Below are 18,860 nucleotides of genomic sequence, written 5' to 3' on the forward strand. Positions count from 1 at the left end.
GATTTACATAAACTGTAGTCGGCGATTTACATAAGTTTTAACCCACGATTTGCATAAAACATAGTGATCTACATCACATATTTTGCCAATGCCTCATGCGACCGTCGGCGCGTTCAGCGCTTTGCGGCGTTGAACGCGGCGATCTCCTCCATGAATCGCTTGCCGTACTGGTCGAGCTTGCGCTCGCCCACGCCGTTGACGGCGAGGAACTGGGCGTCGGTGACCGGCCGGATGCGGGCCATGTCGCGCAACGCGCGGTCGGAGAAGACGATGTACGGCGGCTTGCCGATCTCCTGCGCGATCGTGCGGCGCAACGCGCGCAGGCGCTCGAACAGCGCATCCTCCTCATCGCTCGGCACATAGGCGTCGACGCCCGAGGGCCCGACTGAGCCGCCGTTTGCGCCTGTGGAACCGTAGACGGTCGAGTTCGGTGTGCCGGCGCCTCTTGGCGAACGGTCGGTCTTGCGGTCGACGCGCTTGATCTCATAACGGAAATCAGGCGAAACCGTCTCCGCGGCACGTCGGCCGAACTTCACGATCGGCAGACGGCCCGTGTCGATGTACAGGAACCCGTCGGTGGCCATCTGGCTCAGCACGTCGCGGATGCGCGCCTCGGGCACGTCCTTGAGCATGCCGAACGTGGGCATGTTCTGCGGGTTGAGCCACGCGAGATCCTGCGCCTGCGAACCGCGCAGGATCTTGACGATCTTGCCGGAGCCGACGCGCTGGTCCACGTCGTGCACGCACTGGCTGACCGCGCGGGCGACGGTGGTCACGTCGATGGTGGTGAAGGTGCGCTCGCAGTTCGCGCACGCGCCGCATTTGACGGATTTGCCGTCCGGCCCGCCCACGACAGACCCAGCCACGACCGGCCCGTCCTCCTGCCCGAAGTAGCGGGTCATGTAGCGGTGCAGGCATTCGGTGGTGCGGCAGTAGCCGATCATCCCGTCGAGCAGGCGACGGCGGTTGCGCCGCGCGATCTCCTGCTCCTCGGGCGTCATGCGCTCGTTCTCGGTGTCGTTGTCAAGCAGCCTGAGGCGGGTGACGATGTCCGACTCGTTCCACAGCAGCGTGCACCGGCTGGGTTCGCCGTCGCGCCCCGCGCGGCCGGCCTCCTGATAGTACGCCTCGATCGACTCGGGCATGTTGTGGTGGATGACGTATCGCACGTTCGACTTGTCGATGCCCATGCCGAACGCGTTGGTGGCGACGACGACCTGCACCCGGTCGGTGACGAAGTCGCGTTGCGCGGCGGCGCGCACGTCGGCGTTCATGCCGCCGTGGTAGGCGACGGCGATCCTGCCGCCGGCACCGACTCCCCCGACCCCGCCCCTCGCCGGCACCGCGCGGTTCAGCGTATCGGCGAGCGCCTCGGTCTCCTTGCGCGTCGCACAGTACACGATGCCGGACTCCTCGGGGTGCGTGGCGACGTAGTCGGTGATCCACGCGGCCTTGCGTTTGCCCTCCATCATGATGACGTCGAAGTAGAGGTTGGGCCGGTCGAAGCCGGTGACGGTGACCTGCGGCGAGCGCAGCCCCAGAAGGTTCACGACGTCGTAGCGCACCTTCTCGGTGGCGGTGGCGGTGAACGCGCCGACGATCGGGCGGCGCGGCAAAGAGGCGATGAACTCGCCGATCGACAGGTACGAGGAGCGGAAGTCCTGCCCCCATTGGGAGACGCAGTGTGCCTCGTCCACCGCGACGAGCGAGATCGGCGTGGACGAGGCGAAGTTCCTGAACCGTTGCGTCTCCAGACGCTCCGGCGCGACGTAGAGGAGTTTGACCCGCCCCGAGGCGGCCTGCGCGAGCACCATCGACTGTTCGTCGGGGGCCTGCGTGCCGTTGACGAACGCGGCGGGCAGGCCGATGTCGTTCAAGGCGTCGACCTGGTCCTGCATCAGGGAGATGAGCGGTGAGATGACGACGGTGACGCCGGGCAGCAGCACGGCCGGGATCTGGTAGCACACCGATTTGCCGGCGCCGGTGGGCATGACGGCGAGCACGTCCCGCCCGCCGAGCAGCGCGTTCACCACGGCGGCCTGCCCGGTGCGGAACGAGTCGTATCCGAAGTACCGTTTGAGCGCGTCGAGCGCCGCCGTGGGTTCAGTCATGCTTCCAGTGTAGAAGCAGGTGGAAGCAGGGCGCTCCGCCGGCGTCTCAGAGCGCCTTGAAGGCCTGGTCGAGGTCGGCGATGAGGTCGTCCGCGTTCTCCAGACCCACGGAGATGCGGATCAGGTTGGCGGGCACCTGCAGGGTGGTGCCGGCCACGGAGGCGTGGGTCATGGCGGCGGGCACCTCGATGAGGCTTTCGACGCCGCCGAGCGATTCGGCCAGCGTGAAGATGCGGGTGTGGTCGACGAAGCGCTTGGCCGCCTCGCCTCCGGCGGCGAGCTGCACGGAGACGACGCCGCCGAATCCGCCGTGCATCTGGCGCGCGGCGATCTCGTGGCCGGGGTGGGATTCGAGGCCCGGGTACCAGACGCGCTCCACCACGTCGGACGGCTGGGATTCGAGCCATTGGGCGATCTTCAGCGCGTTGGCGGAGTGGCGTTCGACGCGCAGGGCGAGGGTCTTGAGGCCCCTGATGTCGAGCCAGGAATCGAACGGGGAGGGCACGGCGCCGGCGGCGTTCTGCAGGAACGCGACTTCATCGCGCACCTCGGCGTCGTTGAGGACGACGGCGCCGCCGACCACGTCGGAGTGGCCGCCGATGTACTTGGTGGTCGAGTAGACGACCGCGTCGGCGCCCTCGTCGAGCGGGTGCTGGAGCGCGGGCGAGGCGAACGTGTTGTCGACGACGACCTTGGTGCCGTATTTGTGCGCGATCTCGGCCGTCAGGGCGATGTCGGTGATGTTGAGCAGCGGGTTCGACGGGGTCTCGACCCACACGTACGCGTAACGCTTGGCGGCGAGCCGCTCCTCGACGGCCTTCGGGTCGGTGATGTCGACCACGTCGAGGCCGACGCCCCACGGCACGAACACCTTGGCGAGCAGTCGGTAGGTGCCGCCGTACACGTCGTTGCCGAGCAGGATGCTGTCGCCGGGTTTCAGGGTGGAGCGCAGCAGCACGTCGATGGCGGCGAGGCCGGAGGAGAAGGAGAGCGCGTATTTGGCGCCTTCGACGGCGGCGAGCTGCTCGTCGAAGCTGGTGCGCGTGGGGTTGATGGAGCGCGAGTAGTCGTGTCCGCCGCGAAGGCCCAGCACGCCGTCCTGCTTGAACGTGGAGGTGGCGTAGATCGGGGTGACGACGGCGCCGGTGGTGGGGTCGGGCTCCTGGCCGGCGTGGATGGCGCGGGTGGCGATGTCGGTGGAGGTGAACTGGGCGTTGTATTCGGCGGACATGATGGTCGGTTCCTTTCGGCTGTGTGGTGTGGTGTGCGGTGTGCGGTGTTTCGTTGTGCGGATGGGGTTGCAAGCTGGCGGTCGCTACGTTGTCCGTGGCGGCGTCTGTGTTCGAGGGTATGCCAGCGGCCGTCGCGCATGGCGCTGGTCGGTATCGGTATTGCTGATGACCGGTTATTCGCCGATCGCGGATGGTCACAGGTACTGTTCGGCGAGCGACGGCCGGGAGGTGCGTTCGACGACGTCCCCGTAGCCGTTGGCGCGCATCCAGTCGTCGTTGAAGATCTTCTCCAGATAGCTGCGGCCGGAGTCGGGGGCGAGGACGACGACGAGCTGGTCGGCGCCGAGATCGTGCTCCTTCGCGTACTTGATCGCGCTGACGACGGCCATGCCGGAGGAGCCGCCGACGAGCAGCGCCTCCTCGGCGGCGAGCCGGCGGGTCATCTCGAACGCCTCGGCGTCGTTCGCCTTGACGATCTCGTCGGGGATGGAGCGGTCGTAGGCCTTCGGGTAGAAGTCCTCCCCCACGCCCTCGATGTCGTACTGGTGCACGTCGTCGAGGCTGGGCGCGGAGTAGATCGAGCCCTCCGGGTCGGATCCGACGACGATGACGCGGCCGTCGGACGCCTCCTTCAGGTATTTGCCGGTGCCGGAGATCGTGCCGCCGGTGCCGATGCCGGCGACGAAGTGCGTGACCTTGCCGTCGGTCGCCTCCCAGATCTCGGGGCCGGTGGTCGCATAGTGGCTGGCGGGCCCGTTCGGGTTGTCGTACTGGTTGGGGCGGAATCCGCCGGGGATCGACTTGGCGAGGCGTTCGGCGACCTGGTAGTAGGAGCGCGGGTCGTCGGGGCCGGCGTCGGTGGGGGTGACGACGACTTCGGCGCCGTACGCGCGCAGTACGGCGCGCTTGGATTCGGAGACCTTGTCCGGCAGGGTGAAGATCGTGCGGTAGCCGCGCTGCTGGGCGACCATCGCGAGGCCGACCCCGGTGTTGCCGGACGTGGGCTCGACGATGACGCCGCCGGGCTTGAGTTCGCCGGAGCGTTCGGCCGCGTCGATGATGCGCGCGGCGATGCGGTCCTTGGACGAGCCGCCGGGGTTCATGTATTCGATCTTGACCGCGATGGTGGCGTTGACGCCCTCTTCGGCGGGGATGTGGTTGAGCTTGACGAGCGGGGTGTTGCCGATGAGTTCCGCGGTGCTGTTGGCGATGGTCATGATCGTCTCTTTCCTTGTGGTTCGGGTGGGTTGTCGGTTGGTTGGTGATGGGTTGGATTGGTGGCATATGGATGTGCGATGCCGTGTCGCGAACCGACGTTCCCCGACGAAAGGAAAGTGACGAGATTGATTGCGTTCGATGCGGTGCGTTCGATGCGGTGCGATCCCGTATCCGGTGATCGTATCCGGTGTTTCCCGATGATGCCGGCGTTCCGGGCCGTTCGCCGGATGCGTGATCCGTGGATGCCCGTGTGCCCTGTTGCTCATTGGCCTGCCCCGAAGACCCGGTTATCGATACCCCCAACGTACCAATAGCCTTGTGCGACTGAAAACCGCTGCGCACGAATCGAGGTGAAATGCGGCTGCGCCGCGCCCGAATGCCCTATCTCAAGTTATGCGTCACTGACCGTTCGCCCGGGGGCGTCGGTTAGCGACAACAACATGAGAGAATCTGCATGTCTCACACGATACCACCCTCGTCATCGAGGGCGTGTCGCGCGGGTCCGCGACGTCCGCATCGTGGACAAGGACGCACACGGACCCGCGCGATTCCACTTAGCCGAGGCGGCCCCGGGCGGGGCGGATCTCCCGGCGCCGGGTGAGGTCCCATGCGATCAGGGCGCAGATGGCGAACAGGACCAGCGACAACGCCAGCGGGATCCACACGACGTAGGTGCCGAAGTCGACGCCGACCTGCGTGACGTCTATCACCCTGCCGCTGACCGCCTCGATGAACCAGGTCAGTCCCCAGCCGCCGAAGGCCATCGGCCACGCGGCGTAGGCCCGGTACGCGATGTCGAACCGCAGTCCGTACAGCACCACGATCAGGATGAACATCACACCGAGCACCCAATTGCCCTTGCCCGCGGCCCAGGCGAACACCGCGCCGACCACCGTGCCCAGCGCCACGGCGACGAGCATCAGGGAGAAGAGCTTCAGGAACATGAACAGCCAGCCGGCCGGTAGCATCGGCGAGTAGTAGGTCGACATGTCGTCGCCGGAGCTGCACGTCGCACCATTGCACGGCAAGCCGACCCGCTGCCATGCGTACAGGAACTGTTCGGACAGCGGCGCTTTGAACAGGTCGCTCGGAACGCATCCATCGAACAATCCGGAGCAGACCATGCGTATGTCGCCTCCCGCGATGATCAGCGGGTATCGGACCGCCACGACCACCGCGGACGCGGCCAAGGACAGCACCGTGCCGCCGACGGCCGACGCCGCGACGAACGACCTGCGGCTCACGCCGTGGCAGATCGCGGTCGTGAAGAAGAACCACTGCCAGACCAGCGCGGCGGCGAACAGCACCGGGGCCAGGAACCGTTCGACGTCGATGTCGCCGTCCAACCCATATGGCTGCAGCGTCATCGCCTGATACCGCATGTACACCATGACGCCCAGCACGGCCAGGGCGGCGAGGAACACCACGGCGTACATGCCCAGGCAGCGCGCCAGCGTCAGGCGGAAGCCGCGTCCGCCGATGTTCGCAGGCCTTGCCGCTCCCCTCGCCCGCGTTTCGATCGATGCGTCACTCATGACGGTCACCCCCGGATTCTCCCGTGTCGGTAGTGTCGGCGGCGTTGCGTCCGTCTCCGCGCGACCCTTTGTCGGCGGTCACGGACGTCGCCCTGATGAAGTAGTCCTGCAGTCCCAGCCCACTGGCGATGACGCCTTCGGGCAGGCTCGCGGCGTCGACCCGTCCACGCACGGTGACGGTGGCGATGCGTCCCATACGTTCGTCGGCGATGACCTGCAGTCCGGCGCCGGTCACGTACGGATCGACGACGGCCGCGTCGCCGACGAGCACGGTCGCGCGGGAGCCGACCGATTCGGCGGCGAACTCGTCGACGATCCGACCGCGGTCGAGAATGATCGTGCGTTCGATGATCTGCGCGATCTCGTCGATGATGTGTGTCGAGATGACGATGATGCGCGGACGGTCGGCGAAGGATTCAAGCAGGAAGCGGTAGAACAGCTCGCGGTTCGCGGCGTCGAGGCCGATCACCGGCTCGTCGAGGAGCAGCACGTCGACCGGTACGGCGAGGACCGCGACGAGTCGGACGATCTGGCGCTGACCGAGCGACAGCCCGCCGTACGCGACGCCCGGCATGATGCCGAATTCGGCGAGCATGCGTGTGGCGAACGCCCAGTCGAGGCCGCCGTAGTAGCGTTCCTCGCGTTTGAGGATCGTGGTGACGCGCACGCCCATCATGAACGGCAACGTCTCGTTGACGAGATAGATGCGGGACTGCGCACGTTCGTTGTCGCGCACGTCCTCGCCGTCGAGCGTGATAACGCCGTCGGTCGGCACGAGCCGGTTGGCGATCAGTCCGAGCAGCGTGGACTTGCCGGCGCCGTTGCGGCCCAGAAGACCGTATATGGCGGGCATGAGTTTCAGGCTGACGCCGTTCAGCGCGGGGGTGCCGTCGCGACGGTAGCGCTTGGTGAGGTTCTCGATCACAAGGGTCGTCATCGGGTTCGGAGTCACGTCCGACGTCGTGTCCGGCGCCGGACCCTGCGGCCGTTCTGGTTCGCGGATGTCATCGCGTGTCATGGCCGTACCCTTCCTCGATGATGGCCTTGAGCTCCTCGACGCCGATGCCGAGCCGCTTCGCCTCGCCGACGAACCGCGCGACCTCGGTCGTCAGGAACTCGCCACGTTTGGCGTCGCCGGCCCTCCGCCGCGCGCCCGTGGTGACGAACATACCGAGTCCGCGGCGCTTCTCCAGCAGCCCTTCACTGACCAACAGGTTCATGCCTTTGAGCACGGTCGCAGGATTGATGCGGTAGGCCGTGGATATTTCGGTGGTGCTGGGCACTTGTTCGCCCTCCTTGTAGATTCCGGCGATGATCGCCTCGTTCAACTGGTTCGCCACCTGCCGGAACAGCGGCTCGCCACTGGATTCATCGAAATGCAACGGATTCCACCTCCTTCGGGGGATACCGGCCAACCGACCGATCATGTCCGGTTTACTTCATCGGTTAGTTGGTCATGTAATTAACCATACAGCCAAAACGCCTGCACGTCAATCAGGAAGTCCACAGCACACTGACTACCCCTCAGTCCCGTTTCCGGGACAGCTCCCCTGACAAGGGGAGCCAAGGAACCTGTCTACAGCGAGGCGGCTTCGATGAGGCGGCGGGTGTAGTCGGATTCGGGGGCGTCAAGGACCCGCTCGGTGGGTCCGGTCTCGATCGCCCGCCCCTCGTTGAGGACGAGGATGCGGTCGGCGATGTGCCGTACGACGCCGAGATCGTGCGAGACGATGATCAGCGCGGGGCGCTCGCCGTCCATGCCCTCGCCGGCGAGGATCGACTGGAGGGTCTCGAGGATCTGCACGCGCGCGGCCACGTCGATGGCGCTCATCGGCTCGTCGGCGAGGATCACCTTCGGCTCGTTGACGATGGCGCGGGCGATGGCGACGCGCTGCGCCTGCCCGCCGGACAGGTCGCACGGGTAGCGGTTCAGGAACATGCGTGGGTCGAGACCGACGCGGGCCAGCGCCTGCACGGTCTTGCCGGCGACCTCGTCGAACGCGTAGCCGAGCGCCTTGCGCCGCAGCCACAGCGGTTCGGACACCGACCGCTCGACGGTCCAACGCGGGTCGAGCGAGGAGTACGGGTCCTGGAAGACGATCGACGATTCGGCGCGCAACGCACGCATGCCCGCCGAACCGCGTTCGACCGCGGACCCACGGTAGAGGATCTCGCCGGAGTCGGCCGTGTCGAGCCCCAGCATGATGCGCGTGAGCGTGGTCTTGCCCGACCCGGATGCGCCGATCACGGCGAGGCACTCCCCCGCACGCACCTCGGCAGATACGTCGAACAGCACCTGCCGGCGCGTTCTGGGCGCGAACAGCCCCCGGTGCATGGCACGGTCGACGAACGACGTGTCGATGTGCCGAGCGGCGAGCAGCGGCTGCGACGCTTCAGCCGACCGCGGCGATGCCGTTGCGTCCGCGGCGTTCATAACGTTCATGGCGTTCATGACTGTGCGACTCCCCCTTCACCGGCACGCGACGTGCCGTCGGCATGCAGCGTCAGCCTGCGCGCGGCCGTGACAAGCTCGCGAGCGGGCGCCGTTTCGGGCGCGGCGAGCAGATCGGCCGTATTCCCCGATTCGACGATACGCCCCTCGTCCAACACGTAACAGCGTGTGGTGGCGCGCGAGAGCACGGCGAAGTCGTGGGTGATGAACAGCATCGAGGCGCCCGCGTCGTCGACGAGCGAGACGAGCAGGTCGACGATCTGGCGTTGCGTGATCGAGTCGAGCGCCGTGGTGGGCTCGTCCGCGATGATGAAGCGCGGCGAGGTGATCAGCGCCGTCGCGATGCCGACGCGCTGGCGCTGTCCGCCCGACAGCTCGTGCGGCCGCTTGTTCAGCACGTCGTCGGACAGCCCGACCTTGCCGAGCATCGTCCTGACACGCTCGGCGCGTTCCGCGGACGTGAGGTCGTAGTGCAGCCGCAGCGGCAGCGCGACCTGCCGCGCGACGGTCATCACCGGGTTCAGCGCCCGCGCCGGATTCTGGAACACCGTCCCCACATACCGTCCGCGCAGGTCCGCCAGCGTCCGCTCGTCCGCATAGGAGGCCGGAGCCGAGTCATCGCCGCCATCGAGAATCGCCACATCTCCCATCGAGATCCCGCCGCACAGCGAAGCGCCCTGCGGCAGCAATCCCAGCAGTGCCTTCGCGATCATCGACTTGCCCGACCCGGACGCCCCGATCAGCCCGACACGCTCCCCGTCGCCGACGGTCAGATCAACCCCATGCACGATCTCAGCACCGCCAAGGGCGACCCGCAGTCCACGGACAGAAACACTCATCGAACACCTCCCCGAGGCATAAGCAGCAAACGGAACGAACGCCCCCAACAGAGGGGTGAGGCGGGTGACGCCGTGCCGGACCGTAGGCTTGGCCGAGCGGCCTTGAGCGTGTCCAGTACGGCGTCAGCCGGCTCACCCCGGCCCCTGCGCGGAGCCATCACCCCAGCCATCTCACCCCGGCCGTAACGAAAACGAATCAAACCGTACATCGGACTAAGCCTCCCGCAGCGCCGGATTGGCGACCGGATCGCCTGCATCGCGCAGGGCGTCGCCGAACAGGTTCAACGCGATGACGACGAGCGTGACCACCAATCCCGGCCACAGCACCGTCAGCGGAAACACGTTGATGAGCTTGACCGACGTGGTGAGCGAATGCCCCCAGCTGGGCACGCCCGCGCCGACGCCGACGCCGAGGTACGTGAGCCCCGCTTCGGCCAGCACCGAGGTTCCGGCGGACATCGACAGCTGCACCGCCAGCACCGGCGTGATGTTCGGCACGATGTGCTGGACGAGCACGCGCAGGCCGCTCGCCCCGTTCGCCCGCGCCGATTCGACGTACTGCGACCGTGCGGCGAGCAGTGCCGCGGGCCGGGCCACGCGTGCCAGGTTCAGCCCGTAGGCGATCGAACATGCGCCGACGACGACCGCCGCGGACGCACCGAACGGCACGGCGAGCAGGAGAGCGATGAGCACGGTCGGAATGGAGATGAGCGCGTCGACGACGGCGACCGATACGGAGGCGAGCGCCGAGGACCGGGCTACCATGAGGCCGACGAGCAGCAGTCCCAGCGCGGCGGAGCCGATCACGGTGAGGCCGGCGATCACGAGGTTGGTGCGCGAGCCGGCCATGAGCCAGCTCAGCACGTCGGCGCCGGTGCCGTCGGTGCCAAGCCAATGGTCGGCGGACGGCGCGGCCCAGACGTGGTAGCCGTCGGTGGCGAGCAGCGGGCGCGGCGTCCAGAACAGCGAGACGAGCGCGACGAACAGCCAGAGGGCGAGCACGACGAGCGCGTAACGTCCGGTGCCGTTCGACCACATGGTGCCAAGGATGACGCGAGCGCGGCGCGCCGGAGTCGGTTTCGCCGGATTCGGTCTGGTCACGTTGGGATTCCTCGGTTCCGGAGTCGGTTTCGTCACGGCCATCACTCTCCCTCCCCCGCGGCGAGGCGCGGATCGAGCGCCCGATGCGTCAGGTCGACGATCAGTCCGAGGGCCAGGAAGAACGCGGCGAGCAGGAACAGCTCGCTTTCGACGGCCACGAGATCGCGGTTGCCGACGTCGCCGACGAGCAGCGCGCCGAGCCCGGGCAGGGCGAACAGGTTCTCGATGACCATGACGCCGGTGATCATCGACGCGAACGTCAATCCCACGACGGAGACGAGCTGCGGGGTCGCGAGGCGCAGCCCCACCTGAAGCATCGCCTGCGTGCGGGTCATGCCGCAGGCCATCGCCATGTCGACTGGACCGCCGTCGGAGGCGATGTCGTCGAGCGCGGAACGCGTGTAGCGCATGATGCCGGCCGCCGCGACGAATCCGGTGGCGAGCGCGGGCAGGATCAGCGAGGCGAACGCGCGGGCGGGATCGCCCGACCAGCCGTCGGCCGGGAATCCCTGCGAGGGGAACAGGCCGATCAATCCGACGCCGCGGCCGAACAGCAGGAGCAGCAGCAGGCCGCTCCACAGGGCGGGCACCGCGCCGCCCGCGATGGCGAGCACGCGCAGGAACCCGCGCAGCCGTGGCGAACGGGCGATGGACGCGGCGCAGCCGAGCGGCAGCCCGATGGCGAGCGCGACAACAAGGCTCATGACGATCAGCGGGAACGTGACGGCGGCGCGTCGTCCGACCTGCGCGGCGACGGATCGCCCGGTCAGCGCGGACATGCCGAGGTCGCCGTGCAGCAATCCGCCCGCCCAGTCGAGGTATTGGACGATGTAGGGCCGGTCGAGCCCGAATTCGGCGCGCAGTTCGGCCACGCGCGAGGCGGAGGCGTTGGTGCCCGCCATGACGACGGCCACGTCGCCCGGCAGGATGCGCAGCGCCGCGAACACGAGCACCGACACCCCGACCAGCGCCGCCGCGAACAGCAGCAGCCGCTTCACCAAGAACCGCATGGAAGGTTCCTTACTTGCCCGGCGTGTAGGTGACCTGCCACAACGGCAGCACGGTCTGGGAGAGGTTCTCCGGATAGCCGGAGACGCCCTTGGCGTAGGCCTGCGTCACCCTCCAGCTGAACAGCCAGTCGGCGGGCGCGTCCTCGGAGACGATCTTCGCGGCCTGGGCGAGGTATTTGGACGCCTCGTCGTCGGAGGTCGCGGCGAGCGCCTTCGCGTAGAGGTCCTGCACCTGCTTGGAGTCGTAGTGGTAGTAGTAGCTCGGCGTGGCCCACTTGTAGAAGTCGTGGCTTTCGGCGTGGTCGACGAGCGAGAGGTCGTAGTCGCCGTTGGTGTGCACGTCCTGCAGCCAGGTGGAGAATTCGACGTAGTTGATCTTCAGGTCGATGCCGATGGGCTTGAGCTGGCTTTTGAGCTGGTCGCCGAGCTCGGTGCCGTACACGTTCGCGTAGGTGAGGGTGAGCTGAAGCGGCTTGGATTCGGAGTAGCCCGCCTCGGCCATGAGCTGCTTGGCCTTGGCCTCGTCGTGCGGGTAGAGGTCGGTCAGGTCCTCGTAGCCGGGGTCGACCTTGGGGATCGGGCCGCCGAGCGGGGAGTCGACGCCGCCGCGGGAGGCGATGATCTGCTGATGGTCGATGCCGTAGCGGATGGCCTGGCGCACGCGCTTGTCGGTGAGCTTCGGATTGGCCATGTTGAAGGCGAGGACGAACTTGTCGGAGCCGTCGCCCTCTTTGACGACGTAGTCGGAGTCCTTGCGGAACGGTTCGGCGAGGGTGGCGGTGATCGGCGAGAGCACCTGCACGTCGCCGCTCTTGAGCGCGTTGATCCCCGCGTTGTCGTCGGGCAGGAAGCGGATGACGACGTTCTCGGTCTTCGCCTTGTGTTCGGTTCCCCAGTACTTCGGGTTGGCCTTGAACACGATCTTGTCGCTCGGGTCGAACGATTCGACGGTGTACGGCCCGGAGCCGAGGGCGCCGGTCTTCTCGTCCCACTTGCCGTCCTTGTCGTAGATGAGTCCGGGGCGCCCGGTCAGGTACCACAGCATGTTGGAGTCGGGCGCGGAGAGGGTGATCTTCACGGTCTTCGGGTCGACGGCCTCGGCCTTGTCGAGGTTCTTGACCTGATCGTAGTTGTAGTACTTGTTCGCCTTGAGCTCGTTGATGGACCATGCCACGTCGTCGGCGTCGAGCGCGTCGCCGTTGGAGAAGGTCATGTGCTCGTTCAGGTGGAACGTGTAGGTCAGGCCGGCGTCGGAGACCTCCCAGCTCTTGGCGAGTCCGGGGTGGACCTTGTTGTCGGAGCCGCGCGAGACGAGGCTTTCGTACACGTTGCCGATGAGTATCTGCTCGAGCGCGGAGCCGGACTGGTGGCGGATGTCGAGGTTGACGGGCGCGAGTTTCAAGCCGATGGCGACGGTGTCGGCCTGCTTGGCTGCGGCGGTGCCGCTGGTGCCCGATGAATCGCCGCCGCTGGTCTGCTTATTCGTGAAGAAGGCGTTGACACCGACGACGAGCGCGCTGACGACGATGACCGCGATCAGCGACCACAGCCACCATTTCGGCCCCTTGCCGTTGCCGTTCTTCGGGTTTCGTGATTTCGCGCGGCCTTCGAGGCTCGCGTCGGTGCTGGCCGCGTTGTTTCCGGTTGCGCCGGCTTCGCCGTGCACACCATTGTTCTGGGACATGTTCTCTCCCTGTTCGGCCTGTTTCGGGCATGCTTGCGCGGCCCGGAACGTCGCCGATTCCGATATGAGGTTATGAATCTGGTTATGTGCGGTTGACCGCCCATGACGGGTCGATCACCGCGTGCCATTATAGCCCCGACAGCGAGCATCCCGCGAAACGACGAAGGCCAGCCCTCGATGGGCTGGCCTTCAGAGGGGCCACGGGCCGAGACGGCGGCTTACAGCTCGAAGCCGAGTTCCTCGGCGGCTTCGGTGGGGACCGGGTCCTCGGCCCAGAAGTCCTCGAGGTTCTCGTTGGTGGCGAGGGAGCGGATCTCCGCCTTGTCGATGTACAGCTCGCCGCTCAGATGGTCGGTCTCGTGCTGGAAGATGCGGGCCGGCCAGCCGTGCAGGCGCTCCTTGTGGTGCCTGCCGTCCTCGTCGTCCCATTCGGCGTCGACGTCAAGCCAGCGCCTGCGCACCGCCTGATAGCCGTCGAAGCTCAGGCACCCCTCGTAGAAGCTGGCGGTCTTCTCCCCCACCGGCGTGTACTTCGGGTTGATGATCACATGGAACGGGAATTCGGCGATCTCGCGCGGGTCGTCCTCGTCGTCGCGCACATGGTCCTCGACGACGGCGAGCGCGAGCCCGAGGCCGATCTGCGTGGCGGCGAGGCCGACGCCCGGCGCCTCGAGCATGGTGGTGTGCATCGTGTCGATGAGCTTGGCGAGCGTGTGCTTGGACAGCTGGCCGTCGTAGGCGGCGGTTTGCTGGCGCAGCACCGGCTCGCCGGCCTGCACGATCGGCAGGATCTTCTCCTTGCCACCGGTCTTGATGAGCTGTTCGACGTCTCGGTTGAGCTCGATGTCGACTTTCGCGTTCTTCCCGAACATGTGGTGGGGTTCCTCCGTGGGCTCGTTGGGTTGGCTGGGCTTGGGATTGGCTGTGCTGCTACAGGGCGAGCTCGTCGGCGACGACCTTGGCGAGGCGCGCGCACACCTCATCGGCCTGCTCCTGCGTGGCGGCCTCGGCCATGACGCGCACGAGCGGCTCGGTGCCGGACGGGCGCAGCAGCACGCGGCCGGTGTCGCCGAGGAGCTTCGACTCCTTCTCGACGGCGGCCTGCACCTTGGCGTTGGTGGTGGCGGCCATCTTGTCGACGTTCGGCACGTTGACGAGGGTCTGCGGCAGCTGCGGGAAGTCTGCGGCGAGCTGCTTGAGGCTCTTGCCGGAGCGGACGACCTCGTTGCACAGGGTGAGGGCGGTCAGGGTGCCGTCGCCGGTGGTGGCGAACTCGCGGTTGATGACGTGGCCGGACTGCTCGCCGCCCAGCGTGTAGCCGCCGCGCAGCATCTCCTCGAGCACGTAGCGGTCTCCGACCGCGGTCTGCACGGTCTTGATGCCCATGTCCTTCAGGGCCAGCTTCAGGCCCAGATTGCTCATCACGGTGACGACGAGCGTGTTGTCGGCGAGCTTGCCCGCCTCCTTCTTGGCGCGTGCGAGGATGCCCATGATCTGATCGCCGTTGACCATGTTGCCGTCCTCGTCCACGGCGAGGCAGCGGTCGGCGTCGCCGTCGAACGCGACGCCCATCACCGCGTCGGTGGCCTTGACCATGGCCTGCAGCTGCTCGGGATGGGTGGAGCCGGCGTGCTTGTTGATGTTGTAGCCGTCCGGGGATGCGTTGATGACCATGACCTCGGCGCCGGCGCGGCGCAGCGCCTCGGGGGCGACGACGGAGGTGGCGCCGTTGGCGCAGTCGGCCACGATCTTCAGGCCCTTCAGCGGCTTGGGCTGGGTCTTGTCCGGGTTGACCGGGGCGATGGTGGAGACCAAGTGATCGATGTACAGGTTGGTGGCGGTCACGGTGTCGTGGCTGACGCGGCCCACGCCGGCGCCGGTGGGGCGGTCCCAGTCCTGGCCGAGCACTGCCTCGATCTCGTCCTCCTTGGCGTCGGGCAGCTTGAAGCCGCCGCGCGCGAAGAACTTGATGCCGTTGTCGGGCATCGGGTTGTGGGAGGCGGAGATCACGGCGCCCATCTCGACGTTGAGCACGGAGGTGAGGTACGCGACGCCCGGGGTCGGGATGATGCCGGCGTCGATCACGTCGAAGCCGCCGGCGGACATGCCCGCGGCCAGCGCGGAGGCGAGGAAGTCGCCGGACACGCGCGTGTCACGGCCGACGAGGGCGCGGCGACGGCCCTCCGGCTGGTTGTCCTGAGTGCCGGCGTCGCCGAGCACGCGCACTGCGGCATCGCCGAGGTCAAGCGCGAGACGGGCGGTCAGATCACGGTTCGCGAGGCCTCGAACACCATCGGTTCCAAACATCTTCGGCATAGTTGCTTACATCCTTATAATCGTTCGATCGAAGACGTCGCCCCCGACCGGATCGGCCGGGCGACGGAGCGCCCCCGTTACCGTCCACCATGGTAATCGGCGTGCCGCGTGAAATCACGCCAACACGGCATCATGCCCGATTCGGCCACATTCGATCATGTCCGGGAGCCCCGTCACCGGTACGTCTTCAACGCGAGGTCGACGGTGAGGATGACGCCGGCGGTGGCGGGCCACACCCACCATGCGTCGCGGCGCATCGGCTGGACCGGCTGTTCGGCCGACCGGCCCGGAATACCCACCCTGCCACCGGTTCCGGCACACGATTCCTAACGTTTTCCTAACGGTCGTGAGTGAGAATACCTCGATTCCATCGGCCCGTGCCGGTTCTTTTGCCATGTGGACGGATTCACCGTACGCTCCCAGTGGCCATAGAGCAGCCGACCCCGTTCGACGTATGGTGAGCGGCGGTCAGCGTACGCCGAACGGGGCCATCACACACAGACCCCCCGAAATCGTACGGTCACTCGAGGTGAGGATACGATTTCGGGGGGTCAGGTTCCTATCGCCACGTGGAACGTACGCTGGCGGGAGTCAGGCGTACGTTCCATGAGGCGAACCGATTCATGGCCACCGGGAACGTACGCCGGCCAGACCAGTCAGGTCGACCAAACCGGCCAGACCGGTGGTACAGGGCCGAATCACAGGGATTCGTTGTACTTGCGGACCTTGAGGGTGCGCTTGGAGGAGTACACGTTCTCGAGGATGATGCGGCGCAGGGCGGCGTCGGCGTCCTCGTGGCCGGACAGCCAGGACTCGCCGAGGGAAACCAGCTCGGCCGGATCGGCATAGCCCGGGTAGAGGCCCTCGAGCAGCGCCTCGGCCATGTGGAAGGTCTTGTTCGACCAGATCCAGTCGACGGTCTCGAAGTACTTGGCGGCGTACGGCGCGGCCAGATCCGGGCGCGGGGTCGCGGCGAACCCGCGGGCCACGGCCTCGAGTTGGCTGTTGGTGAGGTCGGCGTTGTTGAGCGCCTGATCCCACGCCCATGCCTTCGCCTCGACGGTGCCCTTGACGGCACGCGCGCCGTAGGCGAACTCGCGGTTCTCCGTGGTCTCCTTCTTCTTGAGCTGCGCGTCGATGTCGGCGTCGTCGTACTCGTTGACCGAGGCGAGCGCGTTGACGATCGTCCACGTGAAGTTGTTGTCGATCTCGAGTCCGTCGAGCGCCACGGAGCCGTCGAGCAGGCCGCGCGCGTTGGCGACGAACGCGGCGTCGCCCTCCTCGCCGTAGCCGAGGTAGGCGGTGGCGAGCTGGAACTGGCTGTCGGAGCCGGCCTCGGCCGCCCCCGCGAGCTTCCACAGTTCGGCGGCGACGTGCTTCAGGACCTCGTCGCGCCGATCGGCGGCCACGTAGTGGTGCGCGGTGGTGGACATGCAGGCCAGCGCGTAGCGGAACGTGGTGGACTCGGTCTCGGTAGCGAGCAGGCGCAGGGTCAGGTCGACGAAGCGCTCGGCCGGAAACTCGCCGTCGCGGGTCATGTCCCAGAAGGCGAGCCAGATGACGGCGCGGGCGAGCGCGTCGTCGAAGTCGAGCAGACGCTGCTCGGCGAACGCCAGCGAGTTGGCGTCGAAGCGGATCTTCGTGTAGGTCAGGTCCTCGTCGTTGATGAGCAGGAGGGCCGGGCGCGGCTTGCCGGCGGCCGCCGTGACGGCGGTGCTCTCGCCGTCGACGTCGAGTTCGAGACGGTCGGTGCGCACGATGCGGCCGGTCGCGGCGTCCTCGTTGTAGAAGCCGAGGGCGAGGCGGTGCGGGCGCAGCACCGGGTGCTCGGCCGGCGCGTCCTGGACGAGCGTGAGGGAGGCGATGGTGCCGTCGCCGTTCTCCTCGAGTTCGGGCGTGATCGTGTTGATGCCGGACTCCTCGAGCCACTTGGCGCTCCACGCCTTCAGGTCGCGGCCGGAGGTGAGCTCGAGCTCGGCGAGCAGGTCGCCCAGCGTCGCGTTGGAGTACGCGTGCTTGTTGAGGTAGTTGTGGATGCCCTGGAAGAACTTCGCGCGGCCCACGTAGAACACGAGCTGCTTCAGCACGGAGGCGCCCTTGGCATAGGTGATGCCGTCGAAGTTGACGTACGTGTCGTTGAGGTCGTTGATCGGGGCGACGATCGGGTGCGTGGTGGGCAGCTGGTCCTGCCTCAGCGCCCAGCTCTTCTCGCCGGAGCAGAACGTGGCCCACGCGTCGTGCCATTCGGTGGCCTCGGCGGTGGCGAGCGTGGAGGTGAACTCGGCGAAGGACTCGTTGAGCCACAGGTCGTTCCACCACTTCATCGTCACGTAGTCGCCGAACCACATGTGGGCGAGCTCGTGCAGGACGGTGACGACGCGGCGTTCGGCCAGGGCGTCGGTCACCTTGGACTCGAAGACGTAGGAGTCGCGGATCGTGACCATGCCGATGTTCTCCATCGCGCCCGCGTTGTACTCGGGCACGTAGATCTGGTCGAACTTGGCGTACGGGTAGGGCACGCCCCACGTCTTGGCGTAGAACGCAAAGCCCTTCTTGGTGATGTCGAACAGGTAGTCGACGTCCTTGGCGAAGGCGTCGGCGACGGCCTGACGGCAGTACTGGGCCATCGGGATCGTACGGCCGTCCTCGTTGTGGTATTCGGTGTGCCATTCGGCGTACGGGCCGGCGCAGATGGCGGTCAGGTAGGAGCTCATCACCGGGGTCGCCTCGAAGGACCACAGGCGCGTGGTCTCGGCCGGCTTGGCCTCGAGCGTGCCCTCGGCGGTCAGACGGTCGTCGTCCTCGACGGACGCGGCCGGCATGTTGGAGGTGACGATCCAGCTCTTCGGGGCGAGCACCTTGAAGTCGAAGGTGGCCTTGAGGTCGGGCTGGTCGAACACGGCGTACACGCGGCGGGCGTCCGGCACCTCGAACTGGGAGTAGAGGTACACGTTGCCGTCGGACGGGTCGACGGAGCGGTGCAGGCCCTCGCCGGTGTTGGAGTAGCGGCACAGCGCCTTGACGACGACCTCGTTCTTCGTCTTGAGGCCGGTCAGTTCGATGCGGTCGTCGACGAACACCTCGGACGGGTCGAGGCTCTGGCCGTTGAGGACGACCTCGCTCACCTCGTCGGCGATCAGGTCGAGGAAGGTGGACGATCCCGGCTGCGCGTTGAAGCAGATCAGGGTGTCCGAGCCGAAGGTCCTCGCGCCGACGGTCAGATCAAGGTTCACATGGTAGTGGATGGGCGCCTCGACGACGGCCTTGCGGGCCTCCGCCTCGACTCGGGTCAGGTTCGATCCGGGCATGTACTCTCCTTAGCGATGTACGTGGGTTGACATGATGACATACGTGTGGACATA

15 protein-coding genes are annotated in these 18,860 nt (G+C 66.9%); all 15 read right to left on the minus strand.

Annotated features, from left to right (window positions below):
• Positions 1-113: 113 nt before the first annotated feature.
• Complete coding sequence (locus tag CSQ85_RS04925; protein WP_150383125.1) at positions 114-2,111, minus strand: RecQ family ATP-dependent DNA helicase; 1,998 nt, start codon at positions 2,109-2,111, stop codon at positions 114-116.
• 46 nt (positions 2,112-2,157) lie between these two features.
• Complete coding sequence (locus CSQ85_RS04930) at positions 2,158-3,342, minus strand: cystathionine gamma-synthase (RefSeq protein ID WP_150383126.1); 1,185 nt, start codon at positions 3,340-3,342, stop codon at positions 2,158-2,160.
• A 195-nt stretch (positions 3,343-3,537) separates the two neighbouring features.
• Entirely contained in the window at positions 3,538-4,560 is a 1,023-nt protein-coding gene (locus CSQ85_RS04935) for a pyridoxal-phosphate dependent enzyme (RefSeq protein WP_150383127.1), read from the minus strand.
• 555 nt (positions 4,561-5,115) lie between these two features.
• Positions 5,116-6,096, minus strand: coding sequence for a hypothetical protein (locus CSQ85_RS04940; RefSeq protein ID WP_150383128.1), 981 nt, complete (start codon positions 6,094-6,096; stop codon positions 5,116-5,118).
• Complete coding sequence (locus CSQ85_RS04945; RefSeq protein WP_150383129.1) at positions 6,089-7,114, minus strand: ATP-binding cassette domain-containing protein; 1,026 nt, start codon at positions 7,112-7,114, stop codon at positions 6,089-6,091. The genes CSQ85_RS04940 and CSQ85_RS04945 overlap by 8 nt, the downstream gene beginning before the upstream one ends.
• The gene (locus tag CSQ85_RS04950; RefSeq protein WP_150383130.1) at positions 7,101-7,478 is read right to left on the minus strand and encodes a GntR family transcriptional regulator; all 378 of its coding nucleotides are present in this window, start codon (positions 7,476-7,478) and stop codon (positions 7,101-7,103) included. Before CSQ85_RS04950 ends, CSQ85_RS04945 begins: the two co-directional genes overlap by 14 nt.
• 194 nt (positions 7,479-7,672) lie before the next feature.
• Entirely contained in the window at positions 7,673-8,530 is an 858-nt protein-coding gene (locus CSQ85_RS04955; RefSeq protein WP_395956406.1) for an ABC transporter ATP-binding protein, read from the minus strand.
• 14 nt (positions 8,531-8,544) lie between these two features.
• Complete coding sequence (locus CSQ85_RS04960; RefSeq protein ID WP_150383131.1) at positions 8,545-9,387, minus strand: ATP-binding cassette domain-containing protein; 843 nt, start codon at positions 9,385-9,387, stop codon at positions 8,545-8,547.
• Positions 9,388-9,600: 213 nt separating this feature from the next.
• Positions 9,601-10,425, minus strand: coding sequence for an ABC transporter permease (locus CSQ85_RS04965; protein ID WP_223846865.1), 825 nt, complete (start codon positions 10,423-10,425; stop codon positions 9,601-9,603).
• A 104-nt stretch (positions 10,426-10,529) separates the two neighbouring features.
• Entirely contained in the window at positions 10,530-11,498 is a 969-nt protein-coding gene (locus CSQ85_RS04970) for an ABC transporter permease (RefSeq protein ID WP_150383133.1), read from the minus strand.
• A gap of 10 nt (positions 11,499-11,508) precedes the next feature.
• Positions 11,509-13,182 carry an ABC transporter substrate-binding protein gene (locus CSQ85_RS04975; protein WP_150383134.1) on the minus strand — a complete coding sequence of 558 codons (1,674 nt, stop codon included), beginning with the start codon at positions 13,180-13,182 and terminating at the stop codon, positions 11,509-11,511.
• A 218-nt stretch (positions 13,183-13,400) separates the two neighbouring features.
• Positions 13,401-14,054 (minus strand): peptide deformylase, encoded by a 654-nt coding sequence (locus CSQ85_RS04980; RefSeq protein WP_150383135.1) that lies wholly within the window; start codon positions 14,052-14,054, stop codon positions 13,401-13,403.
• 58 nt (positions 14,055-14,112) lie between these two features.
• Positions 14,113-15,498 (minus strand): phosphoglucosamine mutase, encoded by a 1,386-nt coding sequence (gene glmM, locus CSQ85_RS04985; protein WP_107041464.1) that lies wholly within the window; start codon positions 15,496-15,498, stop codon positions 14,113-14,115.
• Between the two features lie 173 nt (positions 15,499-15,671).
• Entirely contained in the window at positions 15,672-15,797 is a 126-nt protein-coding gene (locus CSQ85_RS13515) for a hypothetical protein (RefSeq protein WP_263390567.1), read from the minus strand.
• Between the two features lie 399 nt (positions 15,798-16,196).
• Positions 16,197-18,806, minus strand: a complete 2,610-nt coding sequence (gene pepN / locus CSQ85_RS04990; RefSeq protein ID WP_150383136.1) for an aminopeptidase N — start codon at positions 18,804-18,806, stop codon at positions 16,197-16,199.
• Between the last annotated feature and the right edge of the window lie 54 nt (positions 18,807-18,860).

The organism is Bifidobacterium rousetti, from assembly GCF_008698235.1.
In the GTDB taxonomy this organism is placed as follows: Bacteria; Actinomycetota; Actinomycetes; order Actinomycetales; family Bifidobacteriaceae; genus Bifidobacterium; species Bifidobacterium rousetti.